This window comes from Shewanella sp. MF05960 (assembly GCF_050849305.1).
Lineage (GTDB): Bacteria > Pseudomonadota > Gammaproteobacteria > Enterobacterales > Shewanellaceae > Shewanella.
Window position 1 is genome coordinate 1 of record NZ_JBOZPS010000019.1, and the last position, 19,409, is coordinate 19,409.

General features: G+C 43.1%; 14 protein-coding genes and 3 pseudogenes. 8 read left to right on the forward strand and 9 right to left on the reverse strand.

Annotated features, from left to right (window positions below; translation table 11 throughout):
• Window positions 1–142, reverse strand: a pseudogene (locus ACROAE_RS16685) (IS4 family transposase); the annotation flags it as partial.
• A 67-nt stretch (window positions 143–209) separates the two neighbouring features.
• On the opposite strand from ACROAE_RS16685, the pseudogene ACROAE_RS16690 reads away from it, so the two are divergent.
• Window positions 210–778 (forward strand): annotated as a pseudogene (locus ACROAE_RS16690) (IS3 family transposase); the annotation flags it as partial.
• An 8-nt stretch (window positions 779–786) separates the two neighbouring features.
• Window positions 787–1,396: pseudogene (locus ACROAE_RS16695) on the forward strand (ISAs1 family transposase).
• A 381-nt stretch (window positions 1,397–1,777) separates the two neighbouring features.
• Here the strand turns inward: ACROAE_RS16695 and rhlP are convergent.
• Complete coding sequence (gene rhlP, locus ACROAE_RS16700) at window positions 1,778–2,617, reverse strand: rhombotarget lipoprotein (RefSeq protein WP_432403796.1); 840 nt, start codon at window positions 2,615–2,617, stop codon at window positions 1,778–1,780.
• 315 nt (window positions 2,618–2,932) lie between these two features.
• Between rhlP and ACROAE_RS16705 the strand changes: the two genes are divergently transcribed.
• The 4 genes from ACROAE_RS16705 to ACROAE_RS16720 all read left to right on the forward strand — a co-directional run bounded on the left by ACROAE_RS16705 (window position 2,933) and on the right by ACROAE_RS16720 (window position 11,327).
• Entirely contained in the window at window positions 2,933–4,006 is a 1,074-nt protein-coding gene (locus ACROAE_RS16705) for an efflux RND transporter periplasmic adaptor subunit (RefSeq protein ID WP_432403798.1), read from the forward strand.
• Window positions 4,007–4,018: 12 nt separating this feature from the next.
• A complete protein-coding gene (locus ACROAE_RS16710) occupies window positions 4,019–7,270 on the forward strand; it encodes an efflux RND transporter permease subunit (protein WP_432403800.1) in 3,252 nt (1,083 codons plus the stop codon).
• Window positions 7,267–10,332 (forward strand): efflux RND transporter permease subunit, encoded by a 3,066-nt coding sequence (locus ACROAE_RS16715; RefSeq protein WP_432403802.1) that lies wholly within the window; start codon window positions 7,267–7,269, stop codon window positions 10,330–10,332. The genes ACROAE_RS16710 and ACROAE_RS16715 overlap by 4 nt, the downstream gene beginning before the upstream one ends.
• Before the next feature lie 104 nt (window positions 10,333–10,436).
• Window positions 10,437–11,327 (forward strand): MBL fold metallo-hydrolase, encoded by an 891-nt coding sequence (locus ACROAE_RS16720; RefSeq protein WP_432403805.1) that lies wholly within the window; start codon window positions 10,437–10,439, stop codon window positions 11,325–11,327.
• Window positions 11,328–11,485: 158 nt separating this feature from the next.
• Here ACROAE_RS16720 and ACROAE_RS16725 read toward each other — a convergent pair whose 3' ends face one another.
• The 5 genes from ACROAE_RS16725 to ACROAE_RS16745 form a co-directional block, all read right to left on the reverse strand.
• A complete protein-coding gene (locus ACROAE_RS16725; RefSeq protein WP_432403807.1) occupies window positions 11,486–12,241 on the reverse strand; it encodes a serine/threonine protein phosphatase in 756 nt (251 codons plus the stop codon).
• 260 nt (window positions 12,242–12,501) lie between these two features.
• Window positions 12,502–12,678, reverse strand: a complete 177-nt coding sequence (locus tag ACROAE_RS16730) for a Trm112 family protein (RefSeq protein WP_160054202.1) — start codon at window positions 12,676–12,678, stop codon at window positions 12,502–12,504.
• Window positions 12,668–13,675 carry a tetraacyldisaccharide 4'-kinase gene (lpxK, locus tag ACROAE_RS16735; RefSeq protein ID WP_432403810.1) on the reverse strand — a complete coding sequence of 336 codons (1,008 nt, stop codon included), beginning with the start codon at window positions 13,673–13,675 and terminating at the stop codon, window positions 12,668–12,670. Before lpxK ends, ACROAE_RS16730 begins: the two co-directional genes overlap by 11 nt.
• Window positions 13,676–13,687: 12 nt before the next feature.
• On the reverse strand, window positions 13,688–15,499 hold the full coding sequence (msbA, locus tag ACROAE_RS16740; protein ID WP_432403812.1) for a lipid A export permease/ATP-binding protein MsbA: 1,812 nt from the start codon (window positions 15,497–15,499) through the stop codon (window positions 13,688–13,690).
• A gap of 36 nt (window positions 15,500–15,535) precedes the next feature.
• Entirely contained in the window at window positions 15,536–17,896 is a 2,361-nt protein-coding gene (locus ACROAE_RS16745; RefSeq protein WP_432403969.1) for a DNA internalization-related competence protein ComEC/Rec2, read from the reverse strand.
• Here ACROAE_RS16745 and ACROAE_RS16750 point away from each other — a divergent pair.
• Window positions 17,844–17,981 carry a hypothetical protein gene (locus ACROAE_RS16750; protein ID WP_432403978.1) on the forward strand — a complete coding sequence of 46 codons (138 nt, stop codon included), beginning with the start codon at window positions 17,844–17,846 and terminating at the stop codon, window positions 17,979–17,981. The genes ACROAE_RS16745 and ACROAE_RS16750 overlap by 53 nt on opposite strands.
• Window positions 17,982–18,026: 45 nt before the next feature.
• Window positions 18,027–18,536, forward strand: a complete 510-nt coding sequence (locus tag ACROAE_RS16755; RefSeq protein ID WP_160054206.1) for a DUF2062 domain-containing protein — start codon at window positions 18,027–18,029, stop codon at window positions 18,534–18,536.
• Between the two features lie 97 nt (window positions 18,537–18,633).
• Here ACROAE_RS16755 and ACROAE_RS16760 read toward each other — a convergent pair whose 3' ends face one another.
• Entirely contained in the window at window positions 18,634–19,065 is a 432-nt protein-coding gene (locus ACROAE_RS16760) for a MarR family winged helix-turn-helix transcriptional regulator (RefSeq protein ID WP_432403814.1), read from the reverse strand.
• A 92-nt stretch (window positions 19,066–19,157) separates the two neighbouring features.
• Entirely contained in the window at window positions 19,158–19,397 is a 240-nt protein-coding gene (locus ACROAE_RS16765) for a DUF3624 domain-containing protein (protein WP_432403816.1), read from the reverse strand.
• Window positions 19,398–19,409 lie beyond the last annotated feature (12 nt).

Genomic DNA, 19,409 nt, shown 5'->3' on the forward strand with positions numbered 1-19,409 from the left:
TTAGCCAGATGCAAAATCGTTTTTCTTCTGCAAACCAACGCCTTATCACTCGAAATTCCTGCGTTCCCCGCTGGGCTTTTAGGTCAAGCACTTCTGAGCGATTGGTGCGACGCGTGATGTCTTTAAGTTTCACTCCGGCAAGTGTAATGGTCTAATGAAACTGTAGAGATTTATAGCTTAAAATATGCAAAATCTTAAAGGTATTTATTATGATTAGAAAAACTAAAATCACTGTCAGCCCTCTTCAAAAATTACAATATGCCAAGCTGATGGTCGAACAGGGTTACACGAACAAGCAAATTGAAGATATGTCAGGTGCAGGTAAATCTGCGGTGTCTAGATGGAAAGTGCAGTACCAGGCTGAATTAGCCGGTAAAACACCGGAAAATACCAAAGCATTAACTGAAGAACAACGAAGAATACAGCTTCTAGAAGCCCAACTAAAACAAGCCATGAGGGATAATGATATCTTAAAAAAGGCTGCAGCTTTCTTCATTCGAGACAATCAAAACTTAAAATGATGCGCGAAGTAAAGAAAGCAAACCCAGGCTTTAAAATGAGTGAATTATCCCGAGTATTCGAGATCAGTTGCAGTAGTCTCTATTACAAACCGATCCCCAAAAGCGTTGAAAAACAAGCTCAGATACAATTGATAGAGCAAACTTTCTCTGAGTCACACTCGACGTATGGTAAACGTCGAATACAGGCTGATTTATTAGATTTAAATTGTAAGGTTGGGGTTTACGCCATAGCTAGCGTAATGAAAAAATTGGGATTAATGGGAAAGTGCTTAAAGGTGCTAAAGCATCAGCCTCAAGCACTGCATTACATATGGTCACTGCATATGATACCGGCTCTAGTTTAGTCTTCAGCGCTAAATCAGGTGCAAGCAAAAAGAGTGAACTCAAACTCGTTCAAGAATTGCTGACGTGTCTTGATTTGAAGTCTGAGTTACTGACATTTGATACGCTGCATTGCCAGACACAAACACTTGATTATATTGTCAAAGAAGGTGGGCATTGTATTTTGCAAGTCAAAGGTAATCAGCCAAAGCTGTACGCAAGGTGATAAAGGCCATGGTCGAGTTGAAAAACGGATAACGTTTCAGTGTCCATTGAATTTACCCGCTGAGATAAAGATGAAATGGTCTCAATTAAAAACATTAATCGCTGTAGAGCGTCATCGAAAAGTGGGTAACAAAACCAGTATAGATACGCATTTTTATGTCAGCAGTGCAGTGCTGACATCAGAAGCCTTTGGTACAGCGATTAGGGCTCACAGGCAAACGAAAAATAATCAGCATTGGCTTTTAGATACACTATTTCAAGAAGATAAGCAGAAAATGTATGATGAGGATGGTGCCAGTATTCTGGCTATTTTAGGCGTTGGGCATTAAATCTAGTGAAGCTACATCCCGCTAAAACAAGCCAGAATCAGAAATTCAATAGGGCTTGTTGGAGTGATGATTTCAGGGAAGTAATGATTTTTGGTGCTGGTCAAAAAGTGTAATCAGCCCCTGAGTATGATCAACCCTTGATACAGAAGAACGCTAAATACCAATCGCTAGTAACATGATTTTAATTAATGTCTCCAAAACTAACGATAGTGTTTCTTGCGCACGCCATTTGCTTTCATTAAGGGTCTTATTGGCTGAAGTTATACATTGGGGAGTCAGCACGTAATTATTAAAACATTGATAAGTGTTTATCTTCTGATTGACCAAACTAAAAAAGCGCCGAAAGGCGCTTTTTTGTTATTATCGTTACCATCGATCGCTTTAATTGAGTTTACGCTTTCTGTTCAATGTCACTATCATTGCAATGAGACACATTAAAAACAGCAGTAAAGGTTCGATCGCGCCACCGCTGTAATTAGTTTTGTGTTCGACCTTAGCGATTTTCTCTTCTTTTACCCTTGTTTTAAAACGCGCTAATTCATCTTCTAAGTTTTGACTCATATCCGTCACGGCGATATTAAATCCTTCCATCGACTTTTCTGACAATGTTTCGTCTATACCGACAGCAGTAGTGCGTTTTTCGAGCTTACTTATTCCTGGTGCTCTAAAAAGCATTTTGCGGCTTTTAATATCAAACACTGCAGTATCAACAAAAGTTTGCACTGTGTTTTCATTTCCAGGAATAATGTACATTCCGACAATCGTCCAGTACAACAATGCGGCGTTATTCTCTACCGACTGAGTCACTTGATCATAAGACACTAATGCCATCACATCGACATTATATAAGCGCCCTACTTGTTCTAATGTGGTAAAGCCTTCACCACCAGCCAGATACGTGCTGGGAATAACCTCAATTCGGTCAATATAATCGTATTTTACAAACGCTGCTTTGACTTTTTCCAGTAGTTCATACTGATCTTTATTATGAATGGCATCGCTGTTCAAGCCACTTGAAGGCACAAAGGCAATCCCGACATTAACAGGTAAACTTAACACTGGGATTTCAGGACTGTGGGCGGCTTTATCTGTTTTTTCAGGATAAAGAAAATCCATTAAACTGCTTGAAACAGATTGCTTGCCCGTTTGTTGACTCATTAGCATACTGCAAGCCGATAATAGGCTGACAGATGCAGCCACTACTAACCATGTTACTCTCATTCACGTTTCCTTTTGTTGTAATTATGTCCGTGTATATACCCAATCAAATACTCGTTAATCAGTCGGTTAACGGATCTCATTAAAAGTTAATCTTTTTCACTATTGTAACATTGTCAATTTTACCAACTTACTCACAGAAAACAACTAAACCGTTGTTATATAACAGTTAACATTATTGGCACACTATGTGCTTTCTATTGGGATATCGACACGCATTAACATTCGTTACAAATGATAACGTGACGTTTACCAATAAAGGCATAGCATCATGCTTAACCGTCACTCAATTAAAAATATAACACTGGCAGGTACCCCATGGATAGGTTTAACAGCATGAAAAAAATGGCAATCCCACTACTTTGCATTGCAGCCCTTAGTGCATGCTCAGGTGAAGCAGAGCAAGCAAAAGAAGAAGAGAAATTTGCTATCCCAGTAGAAACGGCATTGGTTGAAACGGGTAACGTGTCGTCATTTTATAGCACAACCGCCACACTCGAAGCACCAGAAGAGTCGCATGTGATGAGCCGCATAGCGGGAATTGTTGAAGCGATAAATGTTGAAGAAGGCGATAGAGTCACTAAAGGACAAGTGCTTGCAGTGATTGATGCTAAGCGTCAACGTTACGATTTCAATCGCTCTGAAGCTGAAGTACAGATCATTGAGCAAGAATTAAATCGTTTAAATAAAATGATCAATAAAGAGTTTATTAGCCAGGATGCCATGGCTAAACTCGAGTTCAACTTACAGGCGGCAAAAGCACAACGCGATCTTGCTGAGCTTCAAGTCAAAGAAAGCCAAATCACCTCGCCTATCAATGGCGTTATCGCTACCCGTCACATTAAGCTCGGCAATATGGCTAAAGAGTTTCAAGAGCTGTTTTATGTCGTCAATCAAGACCAACTGCATGGAATTTTACATTTACCCGAGCAGCAACTTGCCAGCTTACGCATTGGTCAACATGCCAGCATAGTGCAGCAACATCAAAGTAATAATGACAGCAGTATCGATGCACAAGTATTGCGGATAAGTCCAATTGTTGATGCCCAAAGCGGCACCTTTAAAGTGACATTGGCGGTACCCAATCAAGATGCAACCTTAAAAGCAGGCATGTTTACTCGCGTCGAGCTTAAATACGATACCCATCAAAATGTATTAACCGTGCCATACAATGCCTTGATAAACCAAGACAATACTCAAGCCTTGTATGTGATTAACGACACTAAAGCAGAGCGCCGTGAAGTTAGCCTAGGTTACCGTGAAAACAACACCGTTGAAATTGTATCGGGCGTTAGCGCAGGCGAACAAATTGTGATCCGCGGCCAGCAAAATCTCAAAGACCAATCTCTGGTAGAAATTATCACCCCACTTAGCTTTGCAGCCATTCGATAACGGAGCAAGATCATGTCAATGATAAATACCTCAGTTAACCGTCCGGTGACTGTGTGGATGTTCATGCTTGCCGTTATGTTATTTGGTATGGTGGGATTTTCACGCCTTGCAGTAAAGTTGCTGCCCGACTTAAGCTACCCTAGCGTGACTATTCGTACCGCATATGATGGCGCTGCACCGGTCGAGATTGAACAACTGGTGTCAAAACCCATAGAAGAAGCGGTCGGTGTGGTAAAAGGTTTGCGTAAAATTAGTTCGATTTCTCGCTCTGGTATGTCTGATGTGGTGCTCGAGTTTGAATGGGGCACAAATATGGACATGGCAAGCCTAGAGGTGCGTGAAAAAATCGACACCATTGAGCTACCATTAGACATTAATAAACCGTTGTTATTGCGCTTTAACCCTAATCTTGATCCCATTATGCGCTTAGCATTTTCAGTGCCCAACGCTGATGCTGAGCAGCTTAAACAAATGCGCACCTTTGCCGATGAAGAACTTAAGCGTCGCCTTGAAGCGTTATCGGGCGTGGCCGCCGTTAGGTTATCGGGCGGACTCGAGCAAGAAGTGCATATTGAGCTAAATCAACAAAAGCTCAGTCAATTAAACCTCAATGCTGACCAAATTAAACGTCGTATTAATGAAGAAAACATCAATTTATCTGCCGGTAAAGTTATACAAGGTGACAAAGAATACCTAGTCAGAACCTTAAATCAATTCAACTCATTAGCAGAACTTGGCCAGGTCATTGTTTATCGTAACGAGCAAACCTTGGTGAGACTGTCTGACATTGCAGTCATATCAGACGCCTATAAAGAGCGTAGCGACATCACGCGTATTGGTGATATGGAGTCGATTGAGCTCGCCATTTATAAAGAAGGTGACGCAAATACGGTTGCTGTCGCTAAAAAGCTGCAAGATGAACTGGCCAAAATCAATTTAGCAGGCAATAAAAATCAATTAAAAGTCATCTACGATCAATCAGAATTTATTGAAAGCGCTGTCAATGAAGTCACCTCGGCAGCATTGTTTGGTAGCTTATTGGCCATGTTGGTTATTTATCTGTTTTTACGCGATATTATTGCCACGTTAATCATCTCCATCTCAATCCCCTTCTCGGTCATTGCCACCTTCAATATGATGTATTTTGCCGACATCAGCTTAAATATTATGTCACTTGGCGGTATTGCGCTGGCTATCGGTTTATTAGTCGATAACGCCATTGTGGTACTCGAGAATATTGATCGCTATAAATCACTCGGAATGAGCAAAGTTGATGCTGCCGTCACCGGCTGTAAAGAAGTCGCGGGGGCTATTTTTGCCTCAACATTAACTACGTTAGCGGTGTTTTTACCGTTAGTATTTGTCGACGGAATTGCCGGGGCATTATTTGCAGACCAGGCATTAACCGTCACCTTTGCGTTATTGGCTTCATTATTTGTTGCGCTAACCGCCATCCCGATGTTGGCATCTCGCCAAGGATTTACCAGCCTGCCAGAGCCGGTCGAAACGCCAAAAGTTGCCAAACCCACTAGCGTTAAAGGCAAAATTGGATATTACCTCTTGGCGATAGTAAAATTTCCATTTACATTATTATTCAGCTATTTACCCGCAGGATTACTCACCGCGATTATTGTTATCAGTCGGTTCGTCAGCAGTGTATTGGGATTAATATTAACGCCCCTTTGCGCCGCTTTTAATGCTGTTTATCGCCTTGTTGAATCATTTTATTACCGTATTTTACACCATGCGCTGCGTCATCAAGTCCTCACGGTTGTTATCGCGCTGGTAATGACCTTGGCATCGAGCAGCTTGTTGCCTAGGCTCGGTATGGAGCTTATTCCGCCCATGAACCAGGGCGAGTTCTATGTAGAAATATTATTGCCGCCCGGCACCGAAGTCAGCGAGACTGATGCGGTTTTGCAACAACTGGCCTTATCGATTAAAGACCGCGATGATGTAAAACACGCCTATAGCCAGGCTGGTAGCGGTGGTTTAATGACATCAGACACTGCACGTGGCGGTGAGAACTGGGGCCGTTTACAAGTAGTATTAGCCGACCATTTAGCCTTTAATGCGGTCAGTCAGGTGCTACGCAAAACCGCCCGTAATATTCCTGAGCTTGAAGCGCAAATAGAGCACCCTGAACTGTTTAGTTTTAAAACCCCGTTAGAAATTGAGCTTTCGGGCTATGATTTAAGTTTACTTAAGCAAAGTGCTGATCAGCTAGTGAAAGCCTTAGGTGAAAATGACCGCTTTAGCGACATCAACACCACATTGCGAGATGGCCAACCTGAAATCAGCATTCGCTTTGATCATGAACGTTTAGCGGCACTCGGTATGGATGCACCAACGGTCGCCAATCGTATCGCGCAGCGTGTTGGTGGCACTATTGCCAGTCAATTTACGGTTAGAGATCGTAAAGTCGACATTTTAGTGCGCAGCGAATTAGCGGAACGCGATCAAATAAGCGACATAGAATCATTAATTATTAACCCTAATAGCAAGCAGCCTATCCCGCTCAGTGCGATTGCCGCAGTGCATCTGCAAATTGGCCCCTCAGCCATTAACCGTATAAGCCAACAACGGGTGGCGATTGTGTCATCAAACTTAGCTTACGGGGATTTAAGTGAAGCAGTGCTTGAAGCGCAACAGATACTGGCTAAACAGCAACTGCCCAGTTCTATCCAGGCACGTTTTGGTGGCCAGAACGAAGAGATGGAACACTCATTTGACTCGCTTAAAATCGCCTTAGTGTTGGCCATCTTTCTGGTTTACTTAGTAATGGCAAGCCAGTTTGAATCACTATTGCATCCATTGTTGATTCTGATTGCGGTGCCAATGGCCGTTGCTGGCAGTATTGTCGGATTATTTATCACCGGGACACACTTAAGTGTAGTGGTGTTTATTGGGCTTATTATGCTGGCAGGGATTGTAGTGAATAATGCCATTGTATTGGTTGACCGTATTAACCAGCTGCGCCGTGAAGGCCAGGATAAAATCAGCGCCATTAATGACGCTGCGCAATCGCGTTTACGCCCGATTATGATGACAACCCTCACCACCACACTCGGGTTATTGCCCATGGCGATTGGCATGGGCGATGGCAGTGAAGTGCGTGCCCCCATGGCCATTACCGTCATCTTTGGCTTAAGCATGTCAACATTACTGACATTACTGGTTATTCCAGCGCTTTATGCCCTATTTGACCGTAAGCAATACGCGACTAATGACGCAGCGATAAATAATGCGGAGACACCAGCATGAATATCACTCAATTAGCGATAAAGCGTCCGGTCACCACCAGCATGTTTTTCTTGGCCATAATGCTCTTTGGCATGGCCGCGAGCCGCATGCTGCCGTTAGAGATGTTTCCTGGCATCGATATTCCGCAAATTATGGTTAATGTGCCTTACAAAGGCTCTAGCCCAGCTGAAGTTGAGCGTGACATCACCAAAGTGTTAGAGGAGTCGCTCGCTACCATGAGCGGCATTGAAGAAGTGCGCTCTGACTCAACCCAAGATGGCGCTTTTATTCAGCTTAATATGAAATGGGGTGAAGACGTTGCCACTAAAAGCTTAGAAGCGCGTGAAAAAATCGATTCAGTGCGTCACTTACTGCCGACCGATGTCGAGCGAGTCATGATCCAGCAGTTTTCGACGGCCGACATGCCAGTGCTGACTATCCGAATATCAAGTGAACGTGAGCTATCAAATGCTTTTGATTTACTCGATAAACAGTTACGTAAACCACTCGAGCGCGTCGATGGGGTATCTAAAGTCACCCTGTATGGTGTAGAACAAAAACAAATTGAAATTAGATTAAATGCCGACAAGCTCGCATCGTCTGAGATCAACAGCCTCGATTTACGCACCCGCTTATTATCCGAAAACTTTGTTATTAGTGCTGGAACCATTCGCACCAATTCACAGGTGTATCAGGTGACGCCAAAAGGAGAATTTACCAGCCTAGACGACATCAATGCGCTGGTGATTGTACCTGGCGTTCATTTACAAGACATCGCAACGGTCAGTTACGCTTTACCAGAGAAAGTAGAAGGCCGCCATTTAGATCAAAAGTATGCGGTGGGGATTGATGTATTTAAAGAGTCCGGTGCTAACTTGGTTGAAGTGTCTGATCGGGTACTTAAGGTCATCGAACAGGTTAAACAAGACCAGCAATTTAATGGCATTAAACTGTTTATCATGGAAGACCAGGCTTACGGCGTTAAATCATCTCTTAAGGATTTATTGCTGTCTGGTTTAATGGGCGCTGTATTATCATTTGGGGTGTTGTATTTGTTTTTACGCAATCTCAAAATGACTTTAGTCGTGGTGTCATCTGTGCCGATTTCGTTATGCATGACCCTGGCCGGAATGTATTTTTTAGGCTACAGCCTGAATATCTTATCCATGATGGGCCTGTTATTAGCCGTCGGTATGCTGATTGATAATGCCGTGGTAGTCACTGAAAGTGTGCTGCAAGAAAAGCAAGCCGCACATATCGATGATACCTGCCAAATAAAAGCCAATCAGCTGGCAGTATTAACAGGCGTTGAAAAAGTCTCACTGGCGATATTGGCGGGCACACTCACTACTGCAATCGTATTTTTACCCAATATTTTTGGCGTTAAAGTCCAGCTGACCATCTTTTTAGAACACGTCGCCGTGGCTATTTGTATCTCGTTAGCGGCCTCTTTATTAGTGGCTAAAACGCTTATTCCACTGATGCTTAATCGTTTTCACTTTGAGGTAGAACCCGTTAATGACCACAACCGTTTAGGGCTGTTTTATCAACGCAGCTTAACCTGGATATTAACCCGCCCTAAACGTTCTGGAGTGATTGCTATCGCGCTACTCGTATCAACTGCCCTACCATTAAGTTTAGTGCAACAAGACCAAGGTGATGGCGAAGGCAATGACCGCTTATACATTAACTATCAATTAGAAGGTCGGCATAATTTGGCTGTGACCGAAGCGATGATTAATCGCATGGAGGATTACCTCTACAGCAACAAAGACACCTTTTATATCGACGCGGTATACAGTTATTACGCGCCACAAGATGCGCAATCAACCATTTTGCTAAAAAAAGATATTCCTATTGAAATGAGCGAGTTGAAAAAGATGATCCGCGAAGGGTTCCCTAAATTCTCTATTGCCACACCTCAGTTTGGATGGGGCAATGAAAATAGCGGAATACGGGTCACATTAACAGGTCGCTCTACCACCGAGCTCATTCGCCTCAGTGAACAAGTCTTGCCGTTATTGAGTAACATTGAAGGTCTTGTTGATGTGCGCTCAGAAGTCAACGGCGCCCAACAGGAAGTGGTTGTGGTGATTGATCGTGAAATGGCTGCAAGGCTTGATCTGACCTTAAGCGATATCGCCTCTAACATTGCTATCGCCCTTAGAGGGTCACCTTTACGTTCATTTAGGCATGATCCAAGCGGTGAGCTTCGTATTGAGCTGGCTTATGATAAAAGCTGGCAAAACTCGCTTGAAAAACTCAAACAATTGCCGATTATTCGCCAGGGTGACCGTGTTTACACGCTCGACAGTTTAGCCACAGCCACGGTAGTGCCACGCTTTGACACCATTAAACACTTTAATCGCCAAACTGCGTTGTCGATTGGCGCAAACCTAGATGACTTCACCACAGAAGAAGCACAAGAGAAAATCACCCAAGTCATGGATTCGGTGAATTTTCCTTACGGATATGGCTACTCGCTACGTGGTGGTTTTGAACGTCAAGATGAAGACCAATCTATCATGGCAGTGAACATGATTTTAGCTATCGCGATGATTTATATCGTCATGGCAGCATTGTTTGAATCATTATTGCTACCCACCGCCATTATCACCTCGATAATGTTTTCCATTACTGGGGTATTTTGGGCTTTGTGGTTAACGGGCACACCCATGTCGGTCATGGCCATGATTGGTATCTTGATTTTAATGGGTATTGTGGTCAATAACGGTATTGTATTGGTGGATCAAATTAATCAAATGACACCGGATTTAGATAAACTGAGCGATACCATTATTAGCGTGTGTATTACCCGTTTACGTCCGGTATTAATGACGGTAGCCACAACCGTGCTCGGCTTAGTACCATTAGCCATGGGCGACACCCAAATCGGTGGCGGCGGCCCACCCTATTCACCAATGGCCATTGCCATTATCGGCGGACTCACCTTCTCCACTGTCACCAGCTTGTATTTAGTGCCTTTGTGTTATCAAGCACTATACTTAGTTCGCCATAAGTCTGCGATTCGATTGGGTTTAGCCAACAATTTTGCTCAAAAGCTGTTACCTTGGACCCGATAAGATATTTAATAACAAGTTTGTAACCTAAAAGTGATCAAACAGGCCAGAGCATCAGTATTAATGTAGTTGATTACCAGTTATCCAGCACAAATAAAGGGACAAAAATGAAACAGAGATTTCAAACAAAGATGATTAAACTTAGCACATTGGCCTTATTGGCGATCAGTAGCAGTGCAATAGCCGATGACAGCATGAGCGATGTCAACATCACCTCAAAAAAGCTCAATGACAATACCTATATGTTTATGGGTGCTGGCGGCAACATTGGCGTATCAGCGGGTAGCGACGGTATTTTGATTATTGATGATCAGTTCGCGCCATTAGCCGATAAAATATCAGCCTCATTAAATGAGATACAAGCTGGAGTGCCTAAATACATTGTTAATACTCATTACCATGGCGATCATACCGGTGGTAATGCACACTTTGGTGCCACGGGTACCATTTTAGCCCACCACAATGTATTAAAACGATTAAGTGAAGACAGCAAAACCCCAAAATCAGCCTTACCGGTCATTACCTTTGCTGAAAACATCTCGATTCATTTTAATCAAGATACCCTAGAAGTGATCCACCTGGGTCCAGGCCATACCGATGGTGACAGTGTCGTCATGTGGCAAAAAGCCAACATTATCCACATGGGCGACTTGTATTTTAAAGACCGCTTTCCTTACATAGACCTAAAAGGTGGCGGTTCCGTAATAGGGTATCGTGACAATGTCAGCGCAATTTTAGACAAACTCGATAATAAGGTGCAGGTGATCCCAGGCCATGGTGAACTAGCAACCCGTAACGAATTATTGAAATTTAAGCATATGCTTGATGATTGTATTAATTGGATGCGCGGCGAAATTGAAATGGGTCACGACCTGGCTAAAATCAAACAACAAGGCGTACCCAAAGAGTATAAAAATTGGGGATGGCAGTTTATCTCAGCAGAAAAATGGATAGACACCTTGTATGAAGATCTCAGCCCAAAAGCTGACGTGCAATAACTGACGATCTATCTGTGACTTACAATTAATGACAGTCAATTAATCAATGGCACTGAATAACTAGCGTTAAAAAAGCTTACTGATCAATAACACTAAGCAACAACAGTACATACCCAAACTGAATCTCAATAGCGGTATAAAACAAAAAAGCTTGCCCATCAGCAAGCTTTTTTTGTTTTAGTCTCGCACGGCAATCTATCTTGTTGCCTAAAATGCCAAAGTACCCAATACACGGGTTTTAAATCTTTGCCACCAGCATAACGAAATGGCCAAGCAAAATAATACAACCATTGCCAAGACGCTAAAAATTGTTGTGCTTTTTGCCATATTAATTCGCCACCCGCGGCACGATAAGCGTCAATAGCGTGAGAAATCAACGCATTTCGAGGACCAATATAACGATACAAGCTGTGAATAAACACCAGCAAATCTCTCACTTGTTGCGATACTATCGATTTGTCCTGTTGATGCGCTTCAAAATCAATGAACTTGACCTCGCCATCTTGCCAACTGATGTCACGCAGAGCTGGACGACCGTGTGAAAAATGCATAGCGTGCAACCTTGCCAAGGCAATCGCGACATCATTAAGAATAATGGGCAAGAGCGCTGCTTTATCATGGGCAAGCAAATCTTTAATCGTTGCGCCCGCATCTTCAATCACCATATAACCATCACCGACTTCAACCACCGCTGGCACTGGTGCGCCATGCTTAGCCAACTCAGTGAGTACGTTTATTTCTTTGTGTAATGCGAGTGTTGAATTTTGTTTAAGCAAACGCATCGCGCCTGCCAGTTTCTCCACTTGCTTAAGCCAATAACGTTTGCCTTCAAACTCAAACGAGACCACTCGCTCACCGCGATGTTCACGAATGACTTCAGCAACTAATTGTTGAAAACCTTCATGTTCAGCCATAAGACTACCTAGTCAAAAACACGTGTATTACTGATAGGTAAATTATCTGCCTCACTGATAATAAGTTCAATTAAACCAATGGTTTTTCTTGTTATTAGATATGCTTTTAGCGTTTTAGCTTCACTTTCCTTATAGCGTGTTAACATTCTAAATACACCGATAACATCCGTTGTCGAATTCAGTCAAGTTTGAAACACGGGCATAAAAAAACGCCCCGAAGGACGTTTAAAGCACCATATCACGGTTTACGTGTTTACGGTTTATTCAGCAACCCAAGGTGTCGCACGGTTTTCTAATAGCACCGGGATACCTTCTGTAATAGGGTAAGCTAACTTATCAAACTTACAGATCAATTGTTGTGCTGTTTTGTCGTATTCCAACTTACCTTTACATACTGGGCAAGCCACAATTTCGAGTAGTTTTTTATCAAATGCCATGAGACAGTCCTTTTTTAGTTTGAGCCACTTGCTGTAATTGGCTCAACAATGCGTGATCAAATTCTGGGGTAAGTTTCGCATTTACCGGTAAATACCACCAGTGACTTTCAGCAAAATCGCGACATTTAACCGCATCTTTTTCAGTCATCACTAATGGGTGTTCGCGCGACAAGGTATGTAACTCTGTCGCCGAAAAAGCTTGATGGTCGGTAAACTCAACGGTTTTGGCTAGGTTATAGCCTAATTGTGTCAGTGTATTAAAAAAACGTTGTGGATTACCAATAGCCGCCATGGCAACCACGTCTTGCGATATGGACAGTGGCACACTATCGGGTTGACTCACTTGAATAAGCGGTGCTGGCGTTAAACTCATTAACACTTCATTTTGTTGTACTGGGCCGCCATTGTTGATCACAAAATCAACACTGTTTAAACGCCAAAGCCCTTCGCGTAGCGGGCCTGCTGGGATAAGACATTGATTACCATATCGACGTTCACCATCGACTAAGGCGATTTCAATATCTCGTGCTAACGCATAATGTTGCAAGCCGTCGTCACTAATAATCACATCTACATCATTATTGGCTAACAACATATTGGCAGCATCGACACGTTTCGCGCCCACTACCATAGGCACCTGAGTTCGAGCGACTATCATGGCCGGTTCATCACCCACCTCAGTGGCTTTAGCCCCCGCATTAACCGCTAAGCAACCTGGTATTTCTACGCCATATCCACGGCTAATCACGCCTGGGGTGTAGCCTTGCTTACGCAGCAATTCAATCAAGTAGATCACGGTAGGTGTTTTACCACTGCCACCAGCGGTGATATTGCCCACCACAATGACAGGCACAGGTAATGTGGTAGCGTGCTGAATACCCAGACTGAACAAAGTTCGTCTTAACATGGATATCACACCAAACAACCAGGACAGTGGCAAGAATAACCATTTAGCCCAATGATTGTGGTACCAGATACGATGGATTAATTGCTGCATTCCACCGAACCCTTACTGACTAAACTGCATCTTGTATAAATTCGCGTAAATACCCGCATGGGATATCAGCTCACTGTGATTACCGCGCTCCACAATTTGCCCTTGATCAATGACCAAAATCTCATCGGCACTTTCAATCGTCGATAAACGGTGGGCAATGACAATTGAAGTACGATTGTGACGCAAATTATCTAAGCCTTTTTGGATGGCTTTTTCAGATTCGGTGTCTAACGCTGAGGTTGCTTCATCTAAAATCAGCACTGGCGCGTCACGAAGCATGGCTCGAGCAATGGCGATACGTTGACGTTGACCACCAGATAATAGCACGCCATTTTCGCCTACTTGTGTATCCAGCCCATCCGGTAAAGTGCTAATGAACTCCATGGCATAAGCAAGCTCAGCTGCGCGTTCGATTTGTTCGCGCGTCACTTCACCTGGGTAGGCGTAAGCAATATTGTTCGCAATGGTGTCATTAAATAACGTCACTTGCTGCGACACAAGTGCCACTTGGTTACGCAAAGACTTGAGCTGATAGTCATAAATGCTGGTGTCATCGAGGGTGATATCACCCTCACTCAAGCCACCATAAAAACGGGTGATCAAACTGGCAATGGTAGATTTACCAGAGCCAGAACGGCCAACTAACGCCACTGTTTTACCTGGCTGAACTTCAAAGCTAATCCCATTAAGTGCCGGTTTTGCTTGTTCTGGATAAGCAAAAGTCACATTGTCAAAACGCAACTTCCCTTTAACTCGCTCAATAGAAAACGGGCCATTATCGGGTTCAGGCGCGGTGTCTAATAATTCAAATACTGTGGTACACGCGGCAATACCGCGCTGAAACTCAGCATTAACACGGGTTAAGTTTTTAATCGGCTGTAACATAGCAAGCATGGCACCTAAAATAGCCGCAAACGTACCTGCGGTTAAATCAGTTTTCATGCTGTCCCATGTGGCGGCATACAATACAAATGCCAGTGCAAACGACCCTATCACCATAATCAATGGCTGACTCACCGCCTGAGCGACGGCGAGTTTCATATTTTGATAACGGTTACGATCATTCACCTGAAAAAAACGGTCTACTTCTGTTTTCTGACCACCGAACACCAACACGTTTTTATGGCCTTTAATCATTTGCTCAGTGGTTGCGGTAACACCGCCCATCGCTGATTGAATTTGCTTAGAGACTTTACGAAAGCGGCGACTAACCACGCTTATCACGATACCGATAATGGGTCCTATCACTAAAATACACAGTGACAGTTTCCACGAGTAATAAAACATAATCGCCAGCATACCCACTGCAGTCATGCTGTCGCGCACGATAGAAATAAGCGCGCTGCCAGATGCTCTAGCTATTTGTTCTGTATCAAAGGTCACGCGAGAGATTAAATTACCACTATTTTCACGGTCAATGTAACTTACTGGTAACCGTAAATAATGCTCAAACACTTGCTGACGCATATCCATAATCAGTTGTGCACTGATAAATGACACACAATAGGTAGACACAAAGTTAGCCACCCCGCGCAACGTGAACATTAAAATCACCACAATCGGCGCCATAAACATAATGTCGTTATCGGCATTAAACCCACCGTGCGTAGGCACATCGACCCCAGCTACGACAGTTGGCGTTTGGCTAAAACCTTCGTCAATAAACGGTTTAATAAAGGCAATAAAAGCGGCGTCGACTGCACCATAGGTGAGGAGCGCAAGCACGGCCATAATAAACATGGTTTTCATTGGCGCGACATAAGTCATTAGGCGCTTAAAAACGATCCACATTTCATTTTTTTCATTAGAAGTTGATGCTGACATTGAATCCAATACTTAACTAGCAAACATAAGTATATTCTACTCTGCTTTAAGTGACTCACCAAATTTAAACAAATGGTTATACCAAAATGGCGCTAAATGTTGTCGATAAGTGGCTATTCTGTAGTCATTTTTTGTAAACGTGATACTAATTTGACCTTCGTGTCCGGTTTGTAATGTGCGGATATGCCGCTGTTGATAGCGCGCCATAACATCATTTTTAGGAAAGCCATATTGATTAGCAAAGCCTGCCGTCACAATTGCAAGATCAGGGCGAACCGCATCAATAAAGGCGGGAGTAGAAGATGTTCGGCTACCATGATGAGGAACCAGTAAAATATCGGCTTCAACATCCGTTTGAGTTTGCAGTAACGATTGCTCGCGTGGAGATTCTATATCCCCAGTAAATAAAACACGTGTATTGCCATCGGTCACACTCATCACGCAAGAGTTATTATTATCATTGCCATTAAGCAATTGATTATCTATAAAATGCACATCCAAACCGTGCCAAACCAGATTATCACGACACCGTTGGCTCAACGGTTTATTGGTGTGCCCTGCTAAGTCAAAATCAGCAATCAATTGGCTGGCAGGAAATGCATTGGATAATACCCTTAATCCGCCGACATGATCGTTATCATCATGACTAACAATAATGTAATCAATATCCGTGATACCTCTAGAAGTCAAAAAGGGCAGTATCGCTCTATCAGCATAACTAAACTCACCAAAAGCGGCACCAGCATCGTAAATAAAACCATGCTTGCCCTGCTGCAACACAATCGCCATGCCTTGGGCGACATCTAACACATGCATTTGCCACACATCATTAAACTGATGATGGGGCTCATCACGCCGTTGTAACGAGCTCAGTAAGTGAACCCCTACAGGCAGGCACATTATCATTAAGCAATAACGAATAAGGCGTTTATCAACACCAATATGAGGCCGCAGATAGACCAATGTCAGGCCTATCAACATAAACAACACCGCAGCAAGCACCTGCTCTGTAATAGGCAACAGTGCTAAAGGTAAATGGTCGCTAAACTGCAATAGTTCAACAAACGGCACTAAGCTGACATCTGCCAACCTGAGTATTGTTGTGCCTATATTCTCAATCACGTGTTGTTCAACACCGAGACTAGTTAACAAGGTCGAACTCAATAACCACAAGCAAAAGCTCAACATGGTCAATGGAATAACCACCACACTAAACCAGGGGACAAACAATAAATTTAACCAAATGCTGTGCGGCGTCACCATCCCAAATAAAATGGCCTGCAATCCACCTAATCCCAATGCTAAACGCCATTGGATAGACCACAGCGTCTTAACCGCATTCAACAAGTAACCCCCTACTTCACGGCACTTGATGAATAGCCGTTGCCAGATATTGATCACAGTAACTTCTGCGCGTATTGAAGCTGATGGCGCTGTGGACGATTGCGGTTTTACGGCAAGTAAAATAATAGCGAGTGCTAAAAATGATAACCACAGACCAGCTCCTAAGGTGGCAACGGGATCTAACAGTAATACAAAAAATAGCGCGTATAGCAATCGGTCCCAACTGTGGCTAAATTGCTTAATGACACTAAAGACAACTAACAATAACATCATCAATAACGCACGTTGAGTTGCAATGCCAAACCCCGATAAGTAGCCATAACCCAAGGTAATCAGCGCTGCTGCGAGCATAATAACTTGCACTTTCCCACCATGTTGCGACGCAGGCAATACAGCGGAACAGAACAGCAATACACCATAAAACAGGCCAAAGACCACAGATAAATGCAAGCCAGATATCGCCACCAAATGCCCTGCACCTGTTTGCCTAAGTTGTTGCCATCGAGTTTCATCGAGCGCACGTTTATCGCCAAATATGAGGGCTTGTAAAATATCACCTTGGGATAAGCCCTGTAGGATAGGCAGTGTCCTATCCATAATATATTGTCTAACCGATGTATCACTGCTGATTAATGCAGCCTGCTTAACCCGTCCCTTTGCCACAATATGCTGACTAATGAAGTGCTTTTGCTGGTTAAACCCTCCTTGGTTTTGAATACTGCTGATCCCTTTCATTCGAGCACTAAATTGCCAAATTTGCCCAGGCTCAACTTTCGCTGGCTTTTGCCAAGTTAATCGGTAATATCGCTGCACATTAGAGAACGCTATGGCTTCAAATAACGATCGGTCTTGTCGTGGTGGCATAACCCGCACATCGAAACTTATCCAGTCGCTGTTTTGACTAACAAGTGTTACTATCTGCGCCGTAAATTGAATTTGTTGGGGTTTTTCAGCATTTTGGTGCAAATAAAGACATTGAAAAAACGCACTGAGCCACAGAATGGCGAAAAAGCATCCTGCTAAAAAGGACGCTTTTTTAAGGCAGAACAACACCAGTAAGCACAAGATAGGCAAACACCAGATGGGTGCCAGCGATGGCCATAACATCGCTGATAAAGAACAGGCACAAAAGCCATAGATAAATCGATTCATAGTGAATGAGTTAAGACATTAATCGACGAATATGCCAAAAAAATTAATACAAAGGTTTATGCCAAAACCAGAAACACTCCGTGAACATAAGTATTTACGGATGTTTGGCAAATTATTACACAAGCCAAATTTATGGGCTCTAAACCGAAAATCAGCACCTGGTGCGTTTGCTGTAGGCTTGTTTGTGGCTTGGATCCCCATGCCATTTCAAATGGTCGTGGCAGCCGGTTTTGCCATTTTATTTAATGTTAACTTACCCGTCGCAGTTGCTCTTGTGTGGATCACGAACCCATTAACTATGCCCATTATGTTTTATGGCGCGTATTTGTTAGGGACTAAAATCCTTGGCCATAAAGCACAAGCATTTCAATTTGAAGCCACATGGGCGTGGATTGAAGCCTCAGTGTCGACTATCGGTCCACCTTTTTTGGTTGGCTGCTTAGCATTAGCCATTATTTCTGCGCTGATCGGTTTTGTGGTGATAAAAAGCATGTGGCGTTATTCAATTTTGTTTAAATGGCAAAAGCGTAAAGGCGAGTAATACGGATCTGTGACACAAGCTCAGTAGATCAAAAAAGGCCACAATGAATATTGTGGCCTTTTGTTTTGTAAATGGGTTATCCGCGGTTGCAGAGATGTCAGTCTTGATGATTTAAATTATGCGCCATTTGTTTTGCTAACCGCGCAAAATCAGCAATTTCTTGTTCGGTTAAGCCTGTTTTCATTATCTCATTAACACGATCCTCGGTAACCGTTAACCGTTTCACCACTTCGCTTCCACTTGGGCTGATGCCTAAAAAATAGCTGCGTTTATCTGTCGGATTGTCTAACTTAAACACATAATCCAAGCTGATTAATTCTTTAATCAGTCTCGCCAACTGAGCTTTATCGAGTAGGGTTTTCTGAACAATATCGTTAGCAGTCACCTGCTTATTGTTAAACGATATTATTTTAAGCACCCGCATATGTAGCGGTGTGATGCCTAAATCATTACTATCCATTGCCTGGCGTAACGAACGCTTCATGCTGTGTAATAAATTAAACAGCGGCTCTTTTATATTCTCAGACACAAGCCATCCTCAGTGTTAACTTACTCATACAATGATAGAGAAACGGTTATTCATTATTAGTAACATGATCGAGTGCGCTCAAGGCTAGTCACTCACTCATTAAACATTATACGGCGATAAAGCCAAACCAATAAATGCAAAACCAACAACCCACTAAAACTAATGGCAAAAAATAAGAGTGCTATAGATTCAACGGTTTTAGGCGTATCAATAAAGTAATACCACCACATTGGCCAGGTCAGTAAGCTCAATACCGTGAGTTGCAGCATACAGCGCTTACAGCGGCCAATCTTTTGTTTAAATATTGAGTCAGTACATTGATTACATGCCATCAAACTACCTGC

Coding starts and splice junctions, on each gene's coding strand:
- rhlP (WP_432403796.1), bottom strand. CDS start 2,617: ATGAGAGTAACATGGTTAGTAGTGGCTGCATCTGTCAGCCTATTATCG.
- ACROAE_RS16705 (WP_432403798.1), top strand. CDS start 2,933: ATGGATAGGTTTAACAGCATGAAAAAAATGGCAATCCCACTACTTTGC.
- ACROAE_RS16710 (WP_432403800.1), top strand. CDS start 4,019: ATGTCAATGATAAATACCTCAGTTAACCGTCCGGTGACTGTGTGGATG.
- ACROAE_RS16715 (WP_432403802.1), top strand. CDS start 7,267: ATGAATATCACTCAATTAGCGATAAAGCGTCCGGTCACCACCAGCATG.
- ACROAE_RS16720 (WP_432403805.1), top strand. CDS start 10,437: ATGAAACAGAGATTTCAAACAAAGATGATTAAACTTAGCACATTGGCC.
- ACROAE_RS16725 (WP_432403807.1), bottom strand. CDS start 12,241: ATGGCTGAACATGAAGGTTTTCAACAATTAGTTGCTGAAGTCATTCGT.
- ACROAE_RS16730 (WP_160054202.1), bottom strand. CDS start 12,678: ATGGCATTTGATAAAAAACTACTCGAAATTGTGGCTTGCCCAGTATGT.
- lpxK (WP_432403810.1), bottom strand. CDS start 13,675: ATGCAGCAATTAATCCATCGTATCTGGTACCACAATCATTGGGCTAAA.
- msbA (WP_432403812.1), bottom strand. CDS start 15,499: ATGTCAGCATCAACTTCTAATGAAAAAAATGAAATGTGGATCGTTTTT.
- ACROAE_RS16750 (WP_432403978.1), top strand. CDS start 17,844: ATGGCGAAAAAGCATCCTGCTAAAAAGGACGCTTTTTTAAGGCAGAAC.
- ACROAE_RS16755 (WP_160054206.1), top strand. CDS start 18,027: ATGCCAAAAAAATTAATACAAAGGTTTATGCCAAAACCAGAAACACTC.
- ACROAE_RS16765 (WP_432403816.1), bottom strand. CDS start 19,397: ATGGCATGTAATCAATGTACTGACTCAATATTTAAACAAAAGATTGGC.